This window comes from Pseudomonas zhanjiangensis (genome assembly GCF_041027545.1).
Taxonomy (GTDB): Bacteria; Pseudomonadota; Gammaproteobacteria; order Pseudomonadales; family Pseudomonadaceae; genus Aquipseudomonas; species Aquipseudomonas zhanjiangensis.
Map to the genome: position 1 here is coordinate 1 of NZ_JBFTEG010000015.1, position 18,418 is coordinate 18,418.

The 18,418-nt window shown below is 65.4% G+C and carries 14 protein-coding genes and 1 pseudogene; 7 read left to right on the forward strand and 8 right to left on the reverse strand.

Going from position 1 to position 18,418, the window contains the following annotated elements; all coding sequences use genetic code 11:
• Positions 1-136 precede the first annotated feature (136 nt).
• Positions 137-2,359 (reverse strand): annotated as a pseudogene (locus tag AB5S05_RS16885) (CehA/McbA family metallohydrolase); the annotation flags it as partial.
• Positions 2,360-2,536: 177 nt separating this feature from the next.
• Here AB5S05_RS16885 and hglS point away from each other — a divergent pair.
• Positions 2,537-3,931, forward strand: a complete 1,395-nt coding sequence (gene hglS, locus AB5S05_RS16890) for a 2-oxoadipate dioxygenase/decarboxylase HglS (protein ID WP_369288687.1) — start codon at positions 2,537-2,539, stop codon at positions 3,929-3,931.
• Positions 3,932-4,086: 155 nt separating this feature from the next.
• Positions 4,087-5,769: a thiamine pyrophosphate-binding protein gene (locus AB5S05_RS16895; protein ID WP_369288688.1), complete on the forward strand. Its 1,683-nt coding sequence runs from the start codon at positions 4,087-4,089 to the stop codon at positions 5,767-5,769.
• 48 nt (positions 5,770-5,817) lie between these two features.
• On the opposite strand, the gene AB5S05_RS16900 is transcribed toward AB5S05_RS16895, so the two are convergent.
• The 6 genes from AB5S05_RS16900 to AB5S05_RS16925 form a co-directional block, all read right to left on the reverse strand.
• Positions 5,818-6,279 (reverse strand): Lrp/AsnC family transcriptional regulator, encoded by a 462-nt coding sequence (locus AB5S05_RS16900; protein ID WP_369288689.1) that lies wholly within the window; start codon positions 6,277-6,279, stop codon positions 5,818-5,820.
• A 107-nt stretch (positions 6,280-6,386) separates the two neighbouring features.
• Positions 6,387-7,076 (reverse strand): ABC transporter permease, encoded by a 690-nt coding sequence (locus AB5S05_RS16905; RefSeq protein ID WP_369288690.1) that lies wholly within the window; start codon positions 7,074-7,076, stop codon positions 6,387-6,389.
• A complete protein-coding gene (locus AB5S05_RS16910) occupies positions 7,073-7,768 on the reverse strand; it encodes an ABC transporter permease (RefSeq protein ID WP_369288691.1) in 696 nt (231 codons plus the stop codon). Before AB5S05_RS16910 ends, AB5S05_RS16905 begins: the two co-directional genes overlap by 4 nt.
• Positions 7,769-7,826: 58 nt before the next feature.
• Positions 7,827-8,579 (reverse strand): ABC transporter substrate-binding protein, encoded by a 753-nt coding sequence (locus AB5S05_RS16915; RefSeq protein ID WP_369288692.1) that lies wholly within the window; start codon positions 8,577-8,579, stop codon positions 7,827-7,829.
• A 14-nt stretch (positions 8,580-8,593) separates the two neighbouring features.
• Positions 8,594-9,382, reverse strand: coding sequence for an ABC transporter ATP-binding protein (locus tag AB5S05_RS16920; protein WP_369288693.1), 789 nt, complete (start codon positions 9,380-9,382; stop codon positions 8,594-8,596).
• A gap of 348 nt (positions 9,383-9,730) precedes the next feature.
• Positions 9,731-10,828: a saccharopine dehydrogenase family protein gene (locus AB5S05_RS16925; RefSeq protein WP_369288694.1), complete on the reverse strand. Its 1,098-nt coding sequence runs from the start codon at positions 10,826-10,828 to the stop codon at positions 9,731-9,733.
• 242 nt (positions 10,829-11,070) lie between these two features.
• Here AB5S05_RS16925 and AB5S05_RS16930 point away from each other — a divergent pair, with 242 nt between their 5' ends.
• From AB5S05_RS16930 to nudC, 4 genes are all read left to right on the forward strand, one after another.
• Positions 11,071-13,305 (forward strand): Orn/Lys/Arg family decarboxylase, encoded by a 2,235-nt coding sequence (locus AB5S05_RS16930; RefSeq protein ID WP_369288695.1) that lies wholly within the window; start codon positions 11,071-11,073, stop codon positions 13,303-13,305.
• 203 nt (positions 13,306-13,508) lie between these two features.
• The gene (locus AB5S05_RS16935) at positions 13,509-14,321 is read left to right on the forward strand and encodes a crotonase/enoyl-CoA hydratase family protein (protein WP_369288696.1); all 813 of its coding nucleotides are present in this window, start codon (positions 13,509-13,511) and stop codon (positions 14,319-14,321) included.
• A 38-nt stretch (positions 14,322-14,359) separates the two neighbouring features.
• The gene (locus AB5S05_RS16940; protein WP_369288697.1) at positions 14,360-16,039 is read left to right on the forward strand and encodes a FimL-related protein; all 1,680 of its coding nucleotides are present in this window, start codon (positions 14,360-14,362) and stop codon (positions 16,037-16,039) included.
• Positions 16,039-16,869, forward strand: coding sequence for an NAD(+) diphosphatase (gene nudC / locus AB5S05_RS16945; protein WP_369288698.1), 831 nt, complete (start codon positions 16,039-16,041; stop codon positions 16,867-16,869). The genes AB5S05_RS16940 and nudC overlap by 1 nt, the downstream gene beginning before the upstream one ends.
• An 11-nt stretch (positions 16,870-16,880) precedes the next feature.
• Here the strand turns inward: nudC and AB5S05_RS16950 are convergent, their stop codons facing one another.
• Positions 16,881-17,660: a TSUP family transporter gene (locus tag AB5S05_RS16950; RefSeq protein WP_369288776.1), complete on the reverse strand. Its 780-nt coding sequence runs from the start codon at positions 17,658-17,660 to the stop codon at positions 16,881-16,883.
• 106 nt (positions 17,661-17,766) lie between these two features.
• On the opposite strand from AB5S05_RS16950, the gene AB5S05_RS16955 reads away from it, so the two are divergent.
• Positions 17,767-18,414: a hypothetical protein gene (locus tag AB5S05_RS16955; RefSeq protein WP_369288699.1), complete on the forward strand. Its 648-nt coding sequence runs from the start codon at positions 17,767-17,769 to the stop codon at positions 18,412-18,414.
• Positions 18,415-18,418 lie beyond the last annotated feature (4 nt).

Consider the following 18,418-nt stretch of genomic DNA (forward strand, 5'->3'; position numbering starts at 1 on the left):
GGGACATCAGTCATTACTTGATGCACCGTTACAACTGGATCAGACCGCATCAATACAACGACGGGCTACCACCTGCGGTGGCCGAAGAAAAACTTAACCCACTGTCCGGGATGGGTTGACCACTACAGAGGGCCTTTTCGCTGATGACGCCCTTGTTGCCGATAAGTTGCACGGACTTGAGGTCATTGACCGACAGCAGGTCGAAGCTGATGGTCTGCGCCTGATTCTTCGCCAGTTTGATGGTGTCGCCGAACATCACGTTCTGCGGATAGATGACCGGGCCGAACGAGACATAGGCGCGACCATTTTTCATCGCCTGAGCGAACGCATGGGCATCCGGCTTGCTGCCGGTGTACACGAACATGCGATTGTGGCCGGTGGTCTCGTTCCACACGTCGTGGGTGTCGGAGCCGGCCGTGTAGTAGTAGGGCAGCCCTTCGGACCACAGCTGGCGGGCCTTCTCGACCTCCTTGCTGTAATCGACCTCCGAGTTGATCTCGATCAGATCGAAGGAGGGGTTGAAGCCGCCGGGTGCGGTCTTGTTCTCCAGGCTGCTCATGTAGCCATAGGGGATATAGGGATGGTTGGAGGCAACTACGGTCGCGCCCATTCGCCGCATGTCCTTGATCAGCTTGTGGATGTCATCGACGCCGGGGTCGACGGAAAGCTTGGCGCCAAGTGCCAGGGGGAAGGGGTTGAAGTGGCCCCACGAAGGTGAAACCTCCATGGAGGGTACGAAGGGCACTGCACGCTTGTCGGACAGCGCCTGGATGGCGGCATGGTTGGCCGTGGAGTCGTGATCGCTGACGAAGGTGACGTTCAGGCCGGCCGCGAGTTGCGAGCGCACCAGGTACTCGGGTGGGGTCGAGCCTTCGAGCACGTCGGCATGATGGTGCAGGTCGCCTGCGTACCAGCCCTGCTGCGTCGGGTAGGTGCTGATCGGTACGGCAGCGGTTAGCTGTGTCGTCTTGTTCGAAGCGATGCGGGTGTCTACCAGCACAGGCTTGGCCAGGAAGTTGGCCCCGGAGGAAATTTTCAGCTGGTAGTCGCCAGGGGCCAGCATGAACTTGGCCTGGCCGATGCTATCCAGCTCGGTGAAGAAGGTCTTGGCGCCGAGGAACTCGATCAGCGGCGCGTTGCCTTTTTCGATCTGAATCTTGGCATCGAGGCCGGACTTGGACTGGGCATCGGTTATCTGCAGTTGCACGGCACCGGGAGGGAGGAGGTCGTCGAAGGCAAGTTCGAGGGTTTTCTCGCGCTCGACCTTGATGTCACGCTTCTTGCTCTCGGAGTAGCCTTTGCCGGTCGCATAGACCTGGTACTCGCCGACCGGAAGCTTGAGGCTGTACTGCCCCTTCTTGCCGATGGCCCAGATGTAGGGGACGCCATCTTTGAGGACCACGACAGCGGGCTCATCCACTGTCTTGCCATCCTGGGTCTTGACCGTTCCCGACAGGGAGCCGGCTGGCATCGCCTTGCGCTGAATCTCGGCCTGGACGACGGGGGCAATGTCGCCGCTGTCGAGAACCTGATACTCGCCTTCGAATGAAATGGATTGCGCCTTTTTCAAGCTGTGCTTGCTGTACAGGTCGCGTGACTTGTACTTGAGCTCGGTGAAGTAGGGCGCGTGCAGGGCAATGGCCCAGTCGGCGTCGTAGCCGACAAAACGGTCGGCAATCGGTTTGTCGACGACCGCGTCTTCCTTGCCCGCGTAGCCGGGCACGGCGAATTTGTAGCCGCCGTCCGGCCATAGGGTATAGCCCGACAGCAGGTCGCTGAGGTCGTCGCCCTCGTTGGTCATGGTGGTCTTGACCTGGATCCGGTCGGAACCGGACTTCAGGCTGTAGACCGTGCTGATGACCACCTTGTCGAAGTCGCGGGTGACTTTGACGACGGCCTCCTCGGGGCTGTCCTTGATGATCTCGACGTTCTGGTAGGTATTGGGCCAGGCCGACCAGTTGTTGGGAATGAAGTCGGCAAAGGCGACGCGGTCGTTGCTGAGCGAGCCGTCCGCTTTCACGCTGGCGATGTCGATGATGCAGCCGCGTGCAACGCCCCAGGGCGGTGCCGAACCCACGGCCAGCGAAAATGCCAGTTTGTCGTTTCTGATGGTCAGGTCTTTTTCGGATAGTGCGTTGCCGGCCGGGATAGGGGTCTTGCCCGTGGTGATGGAGACGGCGGCGTGGCTGTAAGCGCTCGCGCTAAAGCCGGTCGATAGGATGATTGCTTTGAGGATCCATGCATGGCGCGACGCTTTTATCATTTTTTCTGCCCTTTTCCGTGTGGGTTTGTTTGATTGAGCGTTCAACAAAAAACAGTACAGAGCCGGTTCTGTACTGTCAATGCACGTTCGTACCATCTGGACGGGTCTTGCTGCCGAGGTAGTTGATTCTTTTGAGGAATGAACAGCGGAGGATTAGTCGTTTGAAACCGCTCATGGCGCTCGCCAGAATGGCTGTCATGAGGGGCTGGAATACTAAGCCGTATTGGCTGGACCCAGCCATAGTGCCCAGGCGATGCAAGGAGTCGAGTTCCCATGAGCGTTCAAACCGCCAGCCATCTGGATACGCGGGTCAGCCCCGACGAGATCCGCGCGCAGTTCTCCCGCGCCATGTCGGCCATGTACCAGGCCGAGGTGCCGCTCTATGGCGAACTGCTGGAGCTGGTGAGGGAGGTCAACGCCCATGCACTGCGGCAGGACCCGCAACTGGTCGAGCAGCTGCGTACCACCGGGGAGATCGAGCGCCTGGACATGGAGCGCCACGGCGCCATCCGCCTGGGTAGCGCCGCCGAGCTGGCGACCATGCGCCGCCTGTTCGCGGTGATGGGCATGTACCCGGTCGGCTACTACGACCTGGCCTGCGCCGGGGTGCCGGTGCATTCCACCGCGTTTAGGGCGATTCACGAAGGCTCGCTGCAGCAGAGCCCGTTCCGCGTGTTCACCTCGCTGCTGCGCCTGGAGCTGATCGACAACCCCGAGCTGCGCGAGTTGGCGCGTAGCGTGCTGGCGCGGCGCAACATCTTCACCGCGCGTGTTATCGAGCTGATCGAGCGTTTCGAGCAGGTTGGCGGTCTGGACCAGGCCGAGGCGGACGAGTTTATCGAGCAGGCCCTGGAGACCTTCCGCTGGCACCGCGAGGCGACCGTCAGCGCGGCGCTCTACCAGCAGCTGAGCGAGCAGCATCGGCTGATCGCCGACGTGGTCGCATTCAAGGGGCCGCACATCAACCACCTGACCCCGCGCACCCTGGATATCGACGCGGTGCAGGCCGGCATGCCGCAGCGCGGCATCGACCCCAAGGCCATCGCCGAGGGGCCGCCCGCGCGGCGTTGCCCGATCCTGCTGCGCCAGACCAGCTTCAAGGCCCTGCACGAACAGGTGGTGTTCGTCGAAGACGATGGCGAGCGCCGCCTGGGCAGCCATTCGGCGCGCTTCGGCGAGATCGAGCAGCGCGGCGCGGCGCTGACCCCCAAGGGCCGCGCGCTCTATGACCGCCTGCTGGATGGCGCACGCCAGGCCGGCGGCGACTATGTGGCGGCGCTGGAGGCCCAGTTCGCCGAGTTCCCGGACGACTACGACAGCCTGCGCCGCCAGGGCCTGGCCTACTTCCGTTACTTCGTCAGCCCAACCGGGCTGGCGGCCAAGGCCCGCGGCGAACTCGCCGGCGACCTGGAAGCGCTGCTCGCTGCCGGGCACATCTGTTGCGAGCCGCTGGTCTACGAAGACTTTCTGCCGGTCAGCGCGGCGGGCATCTTCCAGTCCAACCTCGGCGATGCCGCCCGCGACAGCTACGCCCACTCGGCCAACCAGGACGCCTTCGAGCGAGACCTGGGCGCGCCGGTGCTCGACGAGTTGGCGCTCTATGCCGACACCGAGCAGCGCTCCCTGGCGCAGTGCGCCGAACAGCTGGGCCTGGCTGAGCTGCGCTGAGCCAATGGCGGCCCTCGGCGCTGGCCGGGAGCCGCCTGAAGTTTGCGATACGCCGATCCCTGGTCGGCTGCTGTGCTAATTGCCTCGCCGTCCTCGGCGAGGTCCTCGGTCATCGCTGCCGGGTGCACGCCTGGCCGCTCTCTAGGAGTCGTGTCATGCAACATCTCCCACCGGTCCGCAGCGGCGGACAGATTCTGGTCGATGCCTTGCGCATCAACGGTGTCGAGCGCGCCTTCTGCGTGCCCGGCGAGAGCTACCTGGCGGTACTCGATGCCTTGCACGATGCGCGGGAGCAGATCGACCTGGTGGTCTGTCGCCAGGAAGGCGGCGCCGCCTACATGGCCGAGGGCTACGGCAAGCTGACCGGCAAGCCGGGAATCTGCTTCGTCACCCGTGGCCCCGGCGCCACCAATGCCTCGGTCGGCGTACATACCGCCTTCCAGGATTCCACACCGATGATCCTGTTCATCGGCCAGGTGGCCCGCGAGCAGATGGAGCGCGAGGCCTTCCAGGAGATCGACTACCGGCGCATGTTCGGCCAGATGGCCAAGTGGGTGGTGCAGGTCGATGACGCCCGGCGTCTGCCGGAACTGCTCAGCCAGGCCTTCCACCGTGCGGTCAATGGCCGGCCTGGGCCGGTGGTGGTGGCGCTACCGGAAGACATGCTGACCGACCGCGTTGCGGTGGCTGATGCCGGCCCGTGCCGGCGCATCGAGGCGAGCCCGGCCGCCGCTGACTTGCAGGCCATGGGCGAGTTGCTCGATCGGGCCGAGCGGCCGCTGCTGATCGTCGGTGGTGGTGGCTGGACGGCAGGGGCGGTCGCCGATATCCAGCGCTTCGCCGAGCATCGGCAACTGCCGGTGGCGGCCTCGTTCCGCTGCCAGGACCTGTTTGACAACCGCCATCCGAACTACGCCGGCGACCTGGGCCTGGCGGCCGGTCCCAAGCTGACCCAGGCGGTGCGCGAGGCCGACCTGCTGCTGGTGGTGGGTGCGCGCATGGGCGAGATCACCTCCGGCGGCTACAGCCTGCTGGATATCCCGGTGCCCCGCCAGCAACTGGTGCACGTACACGCCGGTATCGAGGAGCTGGGCCGGGTCTACCAGCCGACCCTGGCGATCAATAGCGGCATGGCCGCCTTCGCCGCGCAGGCCGCCACGCTTGAATCCAGCAGCAATCCGCAGCATGCCGACTGGACCCGTAGTCTCAATGGCCACTACCTGGCCAATCTGGACTGCCCGCCGTCGCCGGGGCCGGTACAGCTGGGCGAGATCATGGCCTGGCTGCGCGAGCGCCTGCCGGAGGATGCCATCCTCAGCAACGGCGCCGGCAACTATGCGGTCTGGGTCCAGCGTTTCTACCAGTACCGCCGGTTCCGCACCCAGCTGGGACCGACCAACGGTTCCATGGGCTATGGCGTACCTGCCGGCATCGCCGCCAAGCTGGCCGCGCCCGAGCGCATGGTGGTGGCCTTCGCCGGCGATGGCTGCTTCATGATGAATGGCCAGGAGTTGGCGACGGCGGCCCAGTATGGGGCCAACCTGATCGTCATCGTGGTCAACAACGGCATGTACGGCACCATCCGCATGCATCAGGAGCGCCACTACCCTGGACGGGTGTCCGGCACCAGCCTGCACAATCCGGATTTCGCCGCCCTGGCGCGGGCCTACGGCGTGCATGGCGAGGTGGTGGCGGCCACCGCGGAGTTTCCGGCGGCCTTCGAACGGGCCGCGGCGGCCGGCACGCCGGCGCTGATCGAGATCCGCCTGGACCCGGAGGCCCTGACCCCGCGGCAGAGCCTCAGCCAGATCCGCGAGCAGGCCCTGGCGCAGTCCTGATCGCCATGTATACCCGGCAGGCGCGTTCGGCGCCCGCCGGGTTCGTTCTCAGAGCTTCTGCCCGCGATCCAGCTTGCAGGACAGGATGATCGAGGTGGTGGTCTTCTCCACCCCGTCCACCGCGCCTATCTCATCGAGCAACTCATCCAGCCGTTCGGGCGACTCGGCGCGCAGCCAGGCGACGAAATCGAACTCGCCACTGACCGTGCACAGCTGCTGGACCTCGGCCATGTGGGTCAGCCGGCGCAGCACTTCCTTGCCCGAGCGCGGCTGCAGAGTGATGCCGACATAGGCCTGCAGGCCACCGTCGAGCACCCGCTGGCCCAGGCGCAGGCCGTAGCCGGTGATGATCTTGTTCTTCTCCAGGCGGGCGATCCGTGAGATCACCGTGGTGCGGGCGATACCCAGCTTGCGCGCGAGCATGGCGACGCTCTCGCGGGCATTGAGCTGCAGGGCGGCGATCAGCTGGCGGTCGATATCGTCCAGGCGAACGGGGGAAAACTCGGACATCGCGGAACTACCCAGGGAAACGGAGTGGCATCTTAGCAAAGACAACGCCCGGCCCGCTGTGGGCGGCCGGGCGGGAGCGCGGGTCGGCTATCCGGTTGTCGGTCGGATCAGCGACCCTGGCAGGCGTCCACCCGCAGGCGCCGCTCGAGCAGACGGAAGCCCTGCACCAGCACATAGGCGGCGACCAGGTAGAACACCCCGGCGGCGAAGAAGATCTCCACCGGCTGGTAGGTGCGGGCGATGATGGTGCGCGACATGCCGGTCAGTTCCAGCAGGGTGATGGTGCTGGCCAGGGCGCTGGCCTTGAGCATCAGGATCACCTCGTTGCTGTAGGCCGGCAGGCCGATGCGTGCGGCGCGTGGCAGGATGATGTGCACCAGGGTGCGCAGGTTGGACATGCCCAGGGCGCGCGCCGCCTCGATCTCGCCGGGCGGGATGGCCTGGATCGAGCCACGCAGGATCTCGGCGATATAGGCCGCGGTGTGCAGGGTCAGGGTGACCACGGCGCACCAGTAGGCATCGCGCAGGAACGGCCACAGCGGCCCCTCGCGCACGGCCTCGAACTGGGCCAGGCCGTAGTAGACCAGGAACAGCTGCACCAGCAGTGGCGTGCCGCGGAAGAAGAAGATGTAGGCGTAGGGCAGGGCGCGCAGCCACCAGTGCCGCGAGGCGCGGGCGATGCCCAGCGGAATCGCCAGCAGCAGGCCGGCGATCACCGCGATGGCCACCAGCTCCAGGGTCAACAGGCCGCCTTCGGCAATCTTCGGCAGCCATTTGATGATCAGTTCCCAGTTCATGCAGCGCTCCTGATGAAACCGCGGCCGGCACGCTTCTCGAGCAGGTACAGGCCGATCATGGCGAGGATGGTCAGGCTCAGGTAGATGAAGGCGGCGACCAGGAAGAAGGTGAAGGGCTCCTTGCTCGAGGTCACGGCGATCTGCGAGCGGCGCATGATTTCTTCCAGGCCGATCACCGAGATCAGCGCGGTGTCCTTCATCAGGATCATGAACAGGTTGCCCAGGCCGGGCAGGGCGATGCGCCACATCTGCGGCAGGATCAGGCGCCAGAGGATGCGCGGCTTGGACAGGCCGAGGGCCTGGCCGGCCTCGCGGTGGCCCTTGGGAATGGCCAGGATGGCGCCACGGAACACCTCGGTGGCGTAGGCGCCGAAGCACAGGCCGAGGGCGATGGTGCCGGCGGCGAAGGGGCTCAGTTCCAGGCTGGCGACGCCGATCAGGTCGGCCAGGCCGCGCAGCAGGGTGACCGTGCCGAAATAGATCAGCAGAACCCAGAGCAGTTCGGGAACGCCGCGCACCAGGGTCGAATAGCTGCCGCCGAGCCATTGCAGCGGCTTGTAGGGCGAGGTCTTGGCCAGGGCGCCGAGCAGGCCCAGCACCAGGCCGAGGGACAGCGCCGAGAGCGCCAGTTTGATGGTCATCAGGGTGCCGGCCAGCAGCGCCGGGCCGAAACCGTAGAGATCGAGAGTCATAATTCGTCCCACCACAGGAACAGGCACGGCGCGACAGGCGCCGCGCCTGTCAGGCCGGTCAGTAGATGCTGAAGGGGAAGTACTTGGTGTTGATCTGCTGGTAGGTGCCGTCGGCGACGATCTGCTGCAGCGCGCTGTTCAGGCGCTCGCGCAGCGGGTCGCCCTTGCGCACGGCGATACCGATCTTGTCGTTGTCGAACACCGGCTCGCCCTTGAACTCGAAGCCTTGGCCGGCCTCGCTCTTGAGCCATTCCCAGTTGACGAAGGTGTCGGCCAGTACGCCGTCGAGGCGGCCCGAGGTCAGGTCCAGGTAGGCGTTTTCCTGGGTGTCGTACAGCTTGATGTCGACCACCTCGCCGAGGTTGTCTTCCAGCCAGGTACCGGCGATGGTGGCACGCTGGGCGCCGATCACCTTGCCCTTGAGGCTGGCGCGGTCGGTCTTGAACTCGCCGCCCTTGGGCGCAATGAACTGCAGCTTGTTGGTGTAGTAGGGCGCGGTGAAGTCGACCGCCTGCTGGCGTTCCTCGGTGATCGACATGGAGGCCACCAGGAAATCGAACTTCCTGGCGTTGAGCGCCGGGATGATGCCGTCCCAGTCGGAGGTGACCACCTCGCACTCGGTCTGCATCTTGGCGCACAGGGCCTGGGCGATTTCCACGTCGAAGCCGCCAACCGCGCCACTGGCGTCGATCAGGTTGAACGGCGGGTAGGCGCCTTCGGTGCCGATCTTCAGTTTGTCGGCGGCGACTGCGCCGCTGGCGAATGCCAGGGCGGCGGCGGTGGTCAGCAAGATTTTCTTGTACTTATGCATGCGGTGACACTCCGTTAGTGGTTGCTGGACATGAACTGCTTGCAGCGCGCCGAGCTGGGGTTGTCGAACACCTGGGCCGGCGGGCCCTGTTCCTCGACCAGGCCCTGGTGGAGGAACACCACTTCGCTCGACACCTGGCGGGCGAAGTTCATTTCGTGGGTGACCAGCAGCATGGTGCGGCCTTCGTCGGCCAGCGCGCGGATCACGTTGAGGACTTCCTGGACCATCTCCGGGTCGAGGGCCGAGGTCGGCTCGTCGAACAGGATCACCTTGGGCTCCATGCACAGGGTGCGGGCGATGGCCGCACGTTGCTGCTGACCGCCGGAGAGCTGGTTGGGGTAGTCGTGGCGCTTGTCGGCGATGCCGACCTTGGCCAGCAGGGCCTCGGCGCGCTCGGTGGCTTCTGCCCTGCTCAGGCCGAGCACCCGGCGCGGCGCCTCGGTGATGTTGTCGAGCACGCTCATGTGCGGCCACAGGTTGAAGCTCTGGAAGACGAAGCCGATCTCGCTGCGCAGCCGGTTGATCTGCTGGTTGCTGGCCGCGACCAGGGCGCCGTCATGGCCTTTCTTCAGGCGCAGCTCTTCGCCGTTGACCAGGATCTGCCCGCGATGGGGCGATTCGAGCAGGTTGATGCAGCGCAGGAAGGTCGACTTGCCCGAGCCGGACGAGCCGAGGATGGAGATGACGTCGCCGTCGCGGGCGGTCAGGGAAATGCCCTTGAGTACCTCGTGCGCGCCATAGCGTTTGTGCAGGTCGCGGATCTCGAGTGCAGCTGGGGAACCAGTCGCTGGGAAACCAGTCATTGAAGCACCTCTTATTATTCTTTTTTCGCGTAACGGATACTGCCGGGTCACGCCCTGCGCTGCTGCCGGTTATGCGTCGCGGGCGTTCAGTATTGCGTCAGGTCGATCAGTTGCAGGCCCTCCAGCACAGGCGCTGCGGATGGTGCCGGGGCCGCCTCAACGCGCACGGCGCGCCGTCTGCGCGCGCATCCGGCCAGGGAAAACAGGGGCTCGTAGCATTCCGCAAAGGACTCAACTCGCCGCCTGGGCGAGCCGGTTCTTGCGGCGGCCGGGCTGTCGAGCCATCCCGGTACCTTGTGCGGCAGCCCGTGGCACGCGACGGCCTGGCCGCCGCGCGCCCGGACAGACTCAGGCGGCTTCCTGGGTCTGATCGCTGTGCTCTTCGTAGGCCAGGCCGAAACGGTTGGCGAGGAAGTCGTCCAGGGAAACCTGCTCCTGGCTGATGAAGCCCGCCTGCGGCAGGCGCTTCTCGCGGAACAGGTCCAGTGCCGCGCAGATGCCGGCGGCGGTGGTGATCTGGATGGCGCTGGTCAGGCGGCCGTTCTGCACCGCGGCGAAGATCTTGCGGCTGAACACCTGCTGCACCAGCTTGCCGTCCTTCATGCCGTTGACGGTGACGAACACCAGCACCACGTCCTGCATGGTGCTGGGCACGGCGCCGCGCAGGATGTCCTTGAGTTTTTCCTGATGGCCGGCCAGGCGCAGGTCTTCCAGAAGGAACTTCATCAGGTCGCGGTGGCCGGGATAACGCACGGTCTTGTAGTCGAGGACTTCGACCTTGCCCTGCAGGGTTTCGCACAGGGTGCCCAGGCCGCCGGAGGTGTTGAAGGCCTCGTACTCGACGCCGTCCAGGGAGAAGTGCTCCAGGCCCTCGAGCGGCTGGACCATCTGCAGCTTGCCGTTGCGGATCGCCTCGCAGGGATGGCAGTACTCGTTGACCAGGCCGTCGACGCTCCAGGTCAGGTTGTACTTCAGCGCATTGGTGGGGAACTCCGGCAGGGCGCCGACGCGCATCTTCACTTCGCGCACGCTGTCGAAGTCGCTGGCCAGCGAGTGCGCGGCGATGCCGATGAAGCCCGGCGCCAGGCCGCATTGCGGCATGAACGCGGTCTTGGCGTCCTTGGCCAGCTCCATGATGGTCTTGGTCGCGTGCACGTCTTCGGTCAGGTCGAAGTAGTGGGTGCCGCTGTTCTTCGCCGCCTGGGCGACGGTGATGGCCATGTGGTAGGGCAGGGCATTGAGCACGGCATCGTAGTCATGCATCAGCGCCTCGAGGGCGCCGGCATCGGCCGAGTCGAGCTGCCGGGTGGCGATGCCCAGGGCATCGATGGCCTTGAGCGAAGCGGCCTCGCGATCGGCCACCAGTACCTTGTAGTCGCCGCTGTTGTGCAGCAGTTGCGCGATGGTGAAACCGATGTGGCCAGCGCCAAGCAGGAGGACGTTCATTGTTGTTTTCTCCAGGGGTTTATTTCGGACTGGGTCAGTCTAAAGAGCACCTGGTATGACAATAAGACTCATAAGGCATCAATAAGATGAAAATTGCAGACGATATGACGTATATACCAAGCAATTAGTCGAGCATTGGCTGGCCAGGCCAACCCCGCGGCGATCTTTTAGGTCGCGTTCTGCGCCGCAGGCTATACGCTGAAAGAAGCGGGCAGCCGACAGCCATGCCCAGGGACTGCGCCATGTACAAAGACCTGAAGTTCCCGATCCTGATCGTGCACCGCGATATCAAGGCCGACACCGTGGCCGGCGACCGGGTCCGCGCCATCGCCCAGGAGCTGGAGCAGGACGGCTTCAGCATCCTCAGCACCGCCACCTCCGCCGAGGGGCGCATCGTCGCCTCGACCCACCACGGCCTGGCCTGCATCCTGGTGACCGCCGAAGGCGCGGGGGAGAACCAGCACCTGCTGCAGGACATGGTCGAGCTGATCCGCATCGCCCGGGTTCGGGCACCGCAGTTGCCGATCTTCGCGATCGGCGAGCAGGTCACCATCGAGAATGCGCCGGCAGAGGCGATGCCCGACCTCAACCAGTTGCGCGGCATCCTCTACCTGTTCGAGGACACGGTGCCCTTCCTCGCCCGCCAGGTCGCCCGTGCGGCGCGCAACTACCTGGACGGCCTGTTGCCGCCGTTCTTCCGCGCCCTGGTGCAGCACACCGCGCAATCCAACTATTCCTGGCACACGCCCGGCCACGGCGGTGGCGTGGCCTACCGCAAGAGTCCGGTGGGGCAGGCCTTTCATCAGTTCTTCGGCGAGAACACCCTGCGCTCCGACCTGTCGGTGTCAGTGCCGGAGCTGGGCTCGCTGCTCGACCACACCGGCCCCCTGGCCGAGGCCGAGGACCGTGCGGCACGCAACTTCGGCGCCGACCATACCTTCTTCGTGATCAACGGCACCTCGACGGCGAACAAGATCGTCTGGCACAGCATGGTCGGTCGCGACGACCTGGTGCTGGTGGATCGCAACTGCCACAAGTCGGTGCTGCATTCGATCATCATGACCGGCGCCATACCCCTGTACCTGTGCCCGGAGCGCAACGAGCTGGGGATCATCGGGCCGATCCCCCTGAGCGAGTTTTCCCAGGCATCGATCCAGGCCAAGATCGCCGCCAGCCCTCTGGCCAAGGGCCGCACGGGCGCCCGGGTCAAGCTGGCGGTGGTGACCAACTCGACCTACGACGGCCTGTGCTACAACGCCGAGCTGATCAAGCAGGCCCTGGGCGACAGCGTCGAGGTGCTGCATTTCGACGAGGCCTGGTATGCCTACGCCGCGTTCCACGAGTTCTATGCCGGGCGCTATGGCATGGGCACCTCGCGCGAGGCCAATGGCCCGCTGGTGTTCAGCACCCACTCCACCCACAAGCTGCTGGCGGCCTTCAGCCAGGCCTCGATGATCCATGTGCAGGACGGCGGCGTGCGCCAGCTGGACCGCGATCGCTTCAACGAGGCGTTCATGATGCACATCTCCACCTCGCCGCAGTACGGCATCATCGCCTCGCTGGACGTGGCCTCGGCGATGATGGAAGGGCCGGCGGGGCGTTCGTTGATCCAGGAAACCTTCGATGAGGCCCTGAGCTTCCGCCGCGCCCTGGCCAATCTGCGCCAGAACCTGAGCGCTGACGACTGGTGGTTCAGCATCTGGCAGCCGCCGCTGGCCGAGGGTGCCGACGAGGTCAACACCGCCCACTGGCTGCTGCAGCCCGGGGCCGAGTGGCACGGGTTCGGCGAAGTGGTCGAGGACTATGTGCTGCTCGACCCGATCAAGGTCACCCTGGTGACCCCTGGCCTGACCAGCGGGACGCGCGGAATTCCGGCGGCAGTGGTCAGCAAGTTCCTCTGGGAGCGCGGTCTGGTGGTCGAGAAGACCGGTCTGTATTCGTTCCTGGTGCTGTTCTCCATGGGCATCACCAAGGGCAAGTGGAGCACCCTGTTGACCGAGCTACTGGAGTTCAAGCGCAGCTATGACGCCAACCTGCCGCTGGCCGCGGCCTTGCCCTCCATCGCCCAGGCCGCCGGCACGCACTACCAGGGCATGGGCCTGCGCGACCTGTGCGACGCCCTGCATGCCTGCTATCAGCAAAACGCCACGGTCAAGGCGCTCAAGCGCATGTACACGGTGCTGCCCGAGGTCGCCCTGAAACCGGCCGATGCCTACGACCAGCTGGTGCGCGGCGAGGTCGAGGCGGTACCGATCGAGCAACTCGAGGGGCGCATTGCCGCGGTCATGCTGGTGCCCTATCCGCCGGGCATTCCGCTGATCATGCCGGGGGAACGTTTCACCCCAAGCATCCGCGCGATCGTCGACTACCTGGGCTTCGTGTGGACCTTCGACCAGCGCTTTCCGGGCTTCGATGTGGATGTGCACGGGCTGCAGCGAGACGGTTCGTGCTACACGGTCGACTGCATCAAGGCCTGAGCGGCGCACACGGGCGCAGAGGTATCAAGACAGATCAAGGATTTAACGTCGAAACTGAAACCAGGCCTGAGGTAACGCCCGTGACGTGTCCTGCGTCACATTGGCCGCCATCGACATTTATGACGTGCTTGTTATAGTTGCGCGGTTAACTACGTATAAATTTTCTTGCGCGCTTGCGCCGTCTGCTGTCGAGGATGACTGCCGTGTCGGACTACAAAGCCTTTCGTGTCGAACTGGCGGATAAAATTGCCCAGGTAGTGATCAACCGTCCGGAAAAGGTCAACGCCATGAGCGCCGACTTCTGGACCGAAATCATCGAGATCTTCCGCTGGATCGAGGCCACCGACGAGGTACGGGTCGTGGTGCTTTGCGGGGCCGGCAAGCATTTCTCCTCGGGCATCGACCTGATGATGCTGGCCCAGGTCGGCAGCCAGCTGGGCAAGGATGTCGGCCGCAATGCCGAGGCACTGCGACGCAAGATCCTCGACCTGCAGGCCTCGTTCAATGCCGTGGACAACTGCCGCAAGCCGGTCCTGGCGGCTATCCAGGGTTACTGTCTGGGTGGTGCGATCGACCTGATCTCGGCCTGCGACATGCGCTATTCGACGGTCGACGCGCAGTTCTCGATCAAGGAGATCGACATGGGCATGGCGGCTGACGTCGGCACCCTGCAACGCCTGCCGCGGATCATCGGCGACGGCATGATGCGCGAACTGGCCTTCACCGGACGCACCATCGATGGCGAAGAGGCGCGCCGCATCGGCCTGGTCAATCGCACCTATGCCGATAGCAGCGCCTTGCTCGACGGGGTGATGGAGCTGGCCCGGGAGATCGCCGCCAAGTCGCCGGTGGCCATCCGCGGCACCAAGGAGATGATCCGCTACATGCGCGACCACCGGGTCGATGATGGCCTCGAGTACATCGCCACCTGGAATGCGGCGATGCTGCAGTCGGCCGACTTGCGGGTGGCCATGGCGGCGCACATGAGCAAGCAAAAGCCGGAGTTCGCTGACTGATGCAGTCCAATCTATCGGCGCGGGAGGCGCAGTAGCGCATGGTATCTGGAGCCTCGTCACTCAGTTTGGTGCGCACCGAACTCTTCACCACGATGGAGGAGGCCGAATCCAGCCTCGAGCACTTCATCGCCGAGCGGAACAACGGCAGCCTGTTGCAGCAGGCGGTGGAAAGCCTGCAACAGGTGCGCGGCACCCTCAACCTGATCGAACTGGCCGGCGCCGAGCTGCTGGCCCAGCAGGTGCTCGATCAGGCCACCGATATTCCCGCCGGGGCGGGCGAGGAACGTGACGTCCAGCTTTCGGCGCTGAGCAATGCCTTGCACGTGTTGCGCCGCTACCTGGAAAACCTCGACGTTCGCCGCCAGGAAATACCGGAGCTGCTGCTGCCGGCGATCAACAACCTGCGCCAGGCCGGTGGTCAACCGGCGTTGCCGGAAAGCTTCTTCTTCAGCGTGCGCCTCGACCTGGCGCGCCCGCGCAGCGCGCCGGCGGCGCTCGATGGAGCCGCCAAGGAGAGCCAGGGCCGCCTGCTAAGGCACATGTATCAGGTCGGCTTGCTCGGCTTCATTCGCGAGCAGAACCCCCAGGCCAGCCTTCGCCTGATGGGTCGGGCCATGGGCCGGCTGGATCAGCTGTTCGCCAATGAACCGCGCGGCCGCTTGTGCTGGGTCGCGGCGGCAGCCGTGGAGGCCCAGGTGGAGGGCCAGTTGCTCGCGCGCAAAGCGCGCAAGCAACTGTTCTCGCGGATCGACCGCGAACTGAAGCAGATGCTCGGTAACAGCCAGTACGAGGCCCCGCGCAGCCTGCTCAAGGAATTGCTGTACCTGGTTGCCCTGTCGGACAGCCGCGGTCCACGGGTGATGGCGCTGCGCGACACCTTCGGCCTGACCCCGCTGCCGTTCACCGACCACCTGCTGGAAGAGGAATACCAGCGGCTGGCCGGCCCCGGACAGTCGGTGATGCGGTCGCTGAGTTCGGCAATTCGTGAGGAACTGGCCAGCGTCAAGGACATGCTCGACCTGATGGAGCGTGGCACCCTGCAGGGCGAAAGCCTGGGCAACCTGCATGCCCTGCTGGGCAAGTTGAGCAAGACCCTGGGCATGGTCGGCCTGAGTTCGGCGGGTAATTCGCTGGCCGCGCAGCTGCAGACGGTGGCCAGTTGGAGCGAGGAGCGCAAACCGCAGCCACAGGAGATGCTCAAGCTGGCCGATGCGGTGCTCTATGTCGAGGGCATGGTGGCCAACCTGGAGCGCGGCGAGCGCCGGGACGGCGAGCCTGCGCCAGCCCGGCCCGGGCTGGAAGGCGAAACCTTCGCCCAGCATCAGCTCTACGAGGCACGCATCGTCGTGGTCGACGAGGCCCAGGGCGGCCTGGCCCTGGCCAAGCGGGCGATCACCGCCTACCTGGAAGCCAACGGCGACCGCATGCACCTGTCCAACGTACCCTTCAGCCTGCAGGCGGTGCGCGGCGGGCTCTGGTTCCTCGGCCAGGAGCGGGCGGCCGCGCTGGTCGGCGCCTGCGCGCACTACATCCAGAAGCAGATGTTCGATGCGCCGCAGATGCCTTCCGAACAGATGCTCGAGACCCTGGCCGACGCGCTGAGCAGCCTCGAGTACTACCTGGAATCCGGCGCCGTGCTGCGCCCTGAAACCCAGCCGAGCGTGCTCGACCTGGCGGAAGAGAGCGTGCGCGCCCTCGGCGTCCCGGTGGCGGCCTGATGATGGCTCGGTGGCAGCCGGCACTGTTCGATGCCCAGCAACCGGGTGGCTGGGCCGTGGTGCACTGCCGGCAGTTTTTTCTGGCCGACAACAATGGCGTGCTGTTTCCCCGCGAGTGGCTGAAGAAGCAGGATTTGCCGATCCTGGCCGAGCACGGCATCGGCCATTTCGACGGCGATCCGATCTACCTGCTGGAGCTGCAGGCGCCGCTGGAGCTGCCTGGGTTCGCCTGGCAGAGCCTGCGTCAGTTCATGCTGCAGGGCGATGCCGATACCTTCCGCCTGCTCGGTTACGCCACCCAGATCGGCACCTGGGCGCGTCAGCATCGTTTCTGCGGCAGCTGCGGCGAGCCGATGCTGCCGATGCCCGGCGAGCGCGCCATGGGCTGCCAGCGCTGCGAGCAACATCATTACCCGCGCCTGTCGCCGAGCATGATCGCCCTGGTGACCCGCGGTGACGAGATTCTTCTGGCCCGTTCGCCGCGCTTCGTCACCGGCGTCTACAGCACCCTGGCCGGCTTCGTCGAGCCGGGCGAGTCGGTCGAGCAGTGCGTGGCCCGGGAAATCCGCGAGGAGGTGGGCGTCGAGGTGACCAACCTGCAGTACCTCGGCAGTCAGGGCTGGCCATTTCCGCATTCGTTGATGCTCGGCTTCCATGCCGAGTACGCCGGCGGCGACATCGTCATGCAGGCCGAGGAGATCGAAGACGCCCAGTGGTTCGACGTGCATCGGCTACCACCGCTGCCGGCGCCGCGCTCGATCGCCCGCTACCTGATCGATGTCTACGTGGCGCGAAGGCTGGGGCGGCCGGAACCGGCGCTGCCGACATAGCGCCTCGTATCCTAGAACTGTCCGAACCAGTGCTGCCAGGCCAGTCGGGCGGTCAGTGCCAGCACCACCAGGATGAACACCGGGCGAATGAATTTCGAGCCACCCTTGATGGCGCTGCGCGCACCGAGAAAGGCGCCGGCCATCAGGGCAATGCCCATGCAGGTACCCAGCAGCCAGGCGACCTGGCCGGCGACGATGAACACCGCCAGGGCGCAGGCATTGCTGACGAAGTTCATCGTCCGCGCCACCCCGCTGGCGCGCACCAGATCGAGCGGGTAGAGCAGCAGGCTGCTGACCGTCCAGAAGGCGCCGGTTCCCGGGCCCGCCACGCCATCGTAGAAGCCCAGGCCGACGCCCTGGGGCCATTGGCGGCCCTGGGCCACAGGTGCGTCCAGGTCCAGCGGCGCCTCGGGCGGACGGCCGAACAGCAGGTACAGGCCACAGGCGAACACCACCGCCGGCAACAGTTGGTTCAGCCAGGCGGCTGGCAACCATTGCGCCAGTGCCGCGCCGAGCAGGGCGCCGACCGCCGTGGCGATCAGGGCATTGCGCCAGGCCCTGGGCCTGAACAGCTTGCGCCGGTAGAAGGTATAGCTGGCGGTGGCCGAACCGAAGGTCGCGCACAGCTTGTTGGTGCCCAGGACCAGGTGCGGGGGCAGGCCCGCCATCAGCAGAGCGGGGATGGTGAGCAGGCCGCCGCCACCGGCGACGGCGTCGATGAAACCGGCGCCGAAGGCGACCAGGGCAAGAATGACCAGCGTTGCCGGATCTACCGCAAGCTCGAACGGGATGGGCATAAAAAGACGACCTGTGTCCTGTTGTGCGGCCAGCACGCTGTTCGCTGACCGGGGGAGCCGCGCATAATGCCGGCATTTACCCGCAGAAGGAATTGACTCGATGCAGTATGACGGTCTGGCATGGGCGTTCGCATTGCTGGCACTGCTGGCGGTGCTGGTTGCCGCGCGCATCCTGTTCGGCGGCAACTGGCTGCTGGGCTGGCTGCGCGGCACCTGCGGCCTGGCTTTTCTGGGCCTGGCCGGGCTTATTGGCCTGGTGGCCTATGACTTGCTCAGTTATGCACCTCTGCCGGAGGACAAGCCCCTGGTGACCCTGAGCTTCAAGGCCGACGGACCTCTGTACCGGGTCAATGTGCTCGAAGGCGCACACGAGCGCAGCGTGACCCTGGAGGGTGACCTGTGGCAGCTGGACGCGCGCTTGTTACAGTGGAAGGGGCTGGCTGCGCTGATTGGCCTGCAGCCGGGTTACCGCCTGGAGAAGCTCTCCGGTCGTTTTCTCTCCATCGAGCAGCAGACGATGGCCCAGCATACCCGGATCGCCCTGGCGCAAAGCCGCTATGGCGTCGACCTGTGGCGCTGGCTGCGGATGAACCAGCGCGACCTGTTCCTGTTCGATCCGCAGGCGCGGCGCGTCGACTACCTGCCGATTGCCGACGACGCGGTCTACGCCGTCAGCCTGACGCCCACCGGCCTGCTCGCCCAGCCGATGAATCAGGCGGCCAAGCAGGCCCTGCAGAACTGGCGTTGAGCCA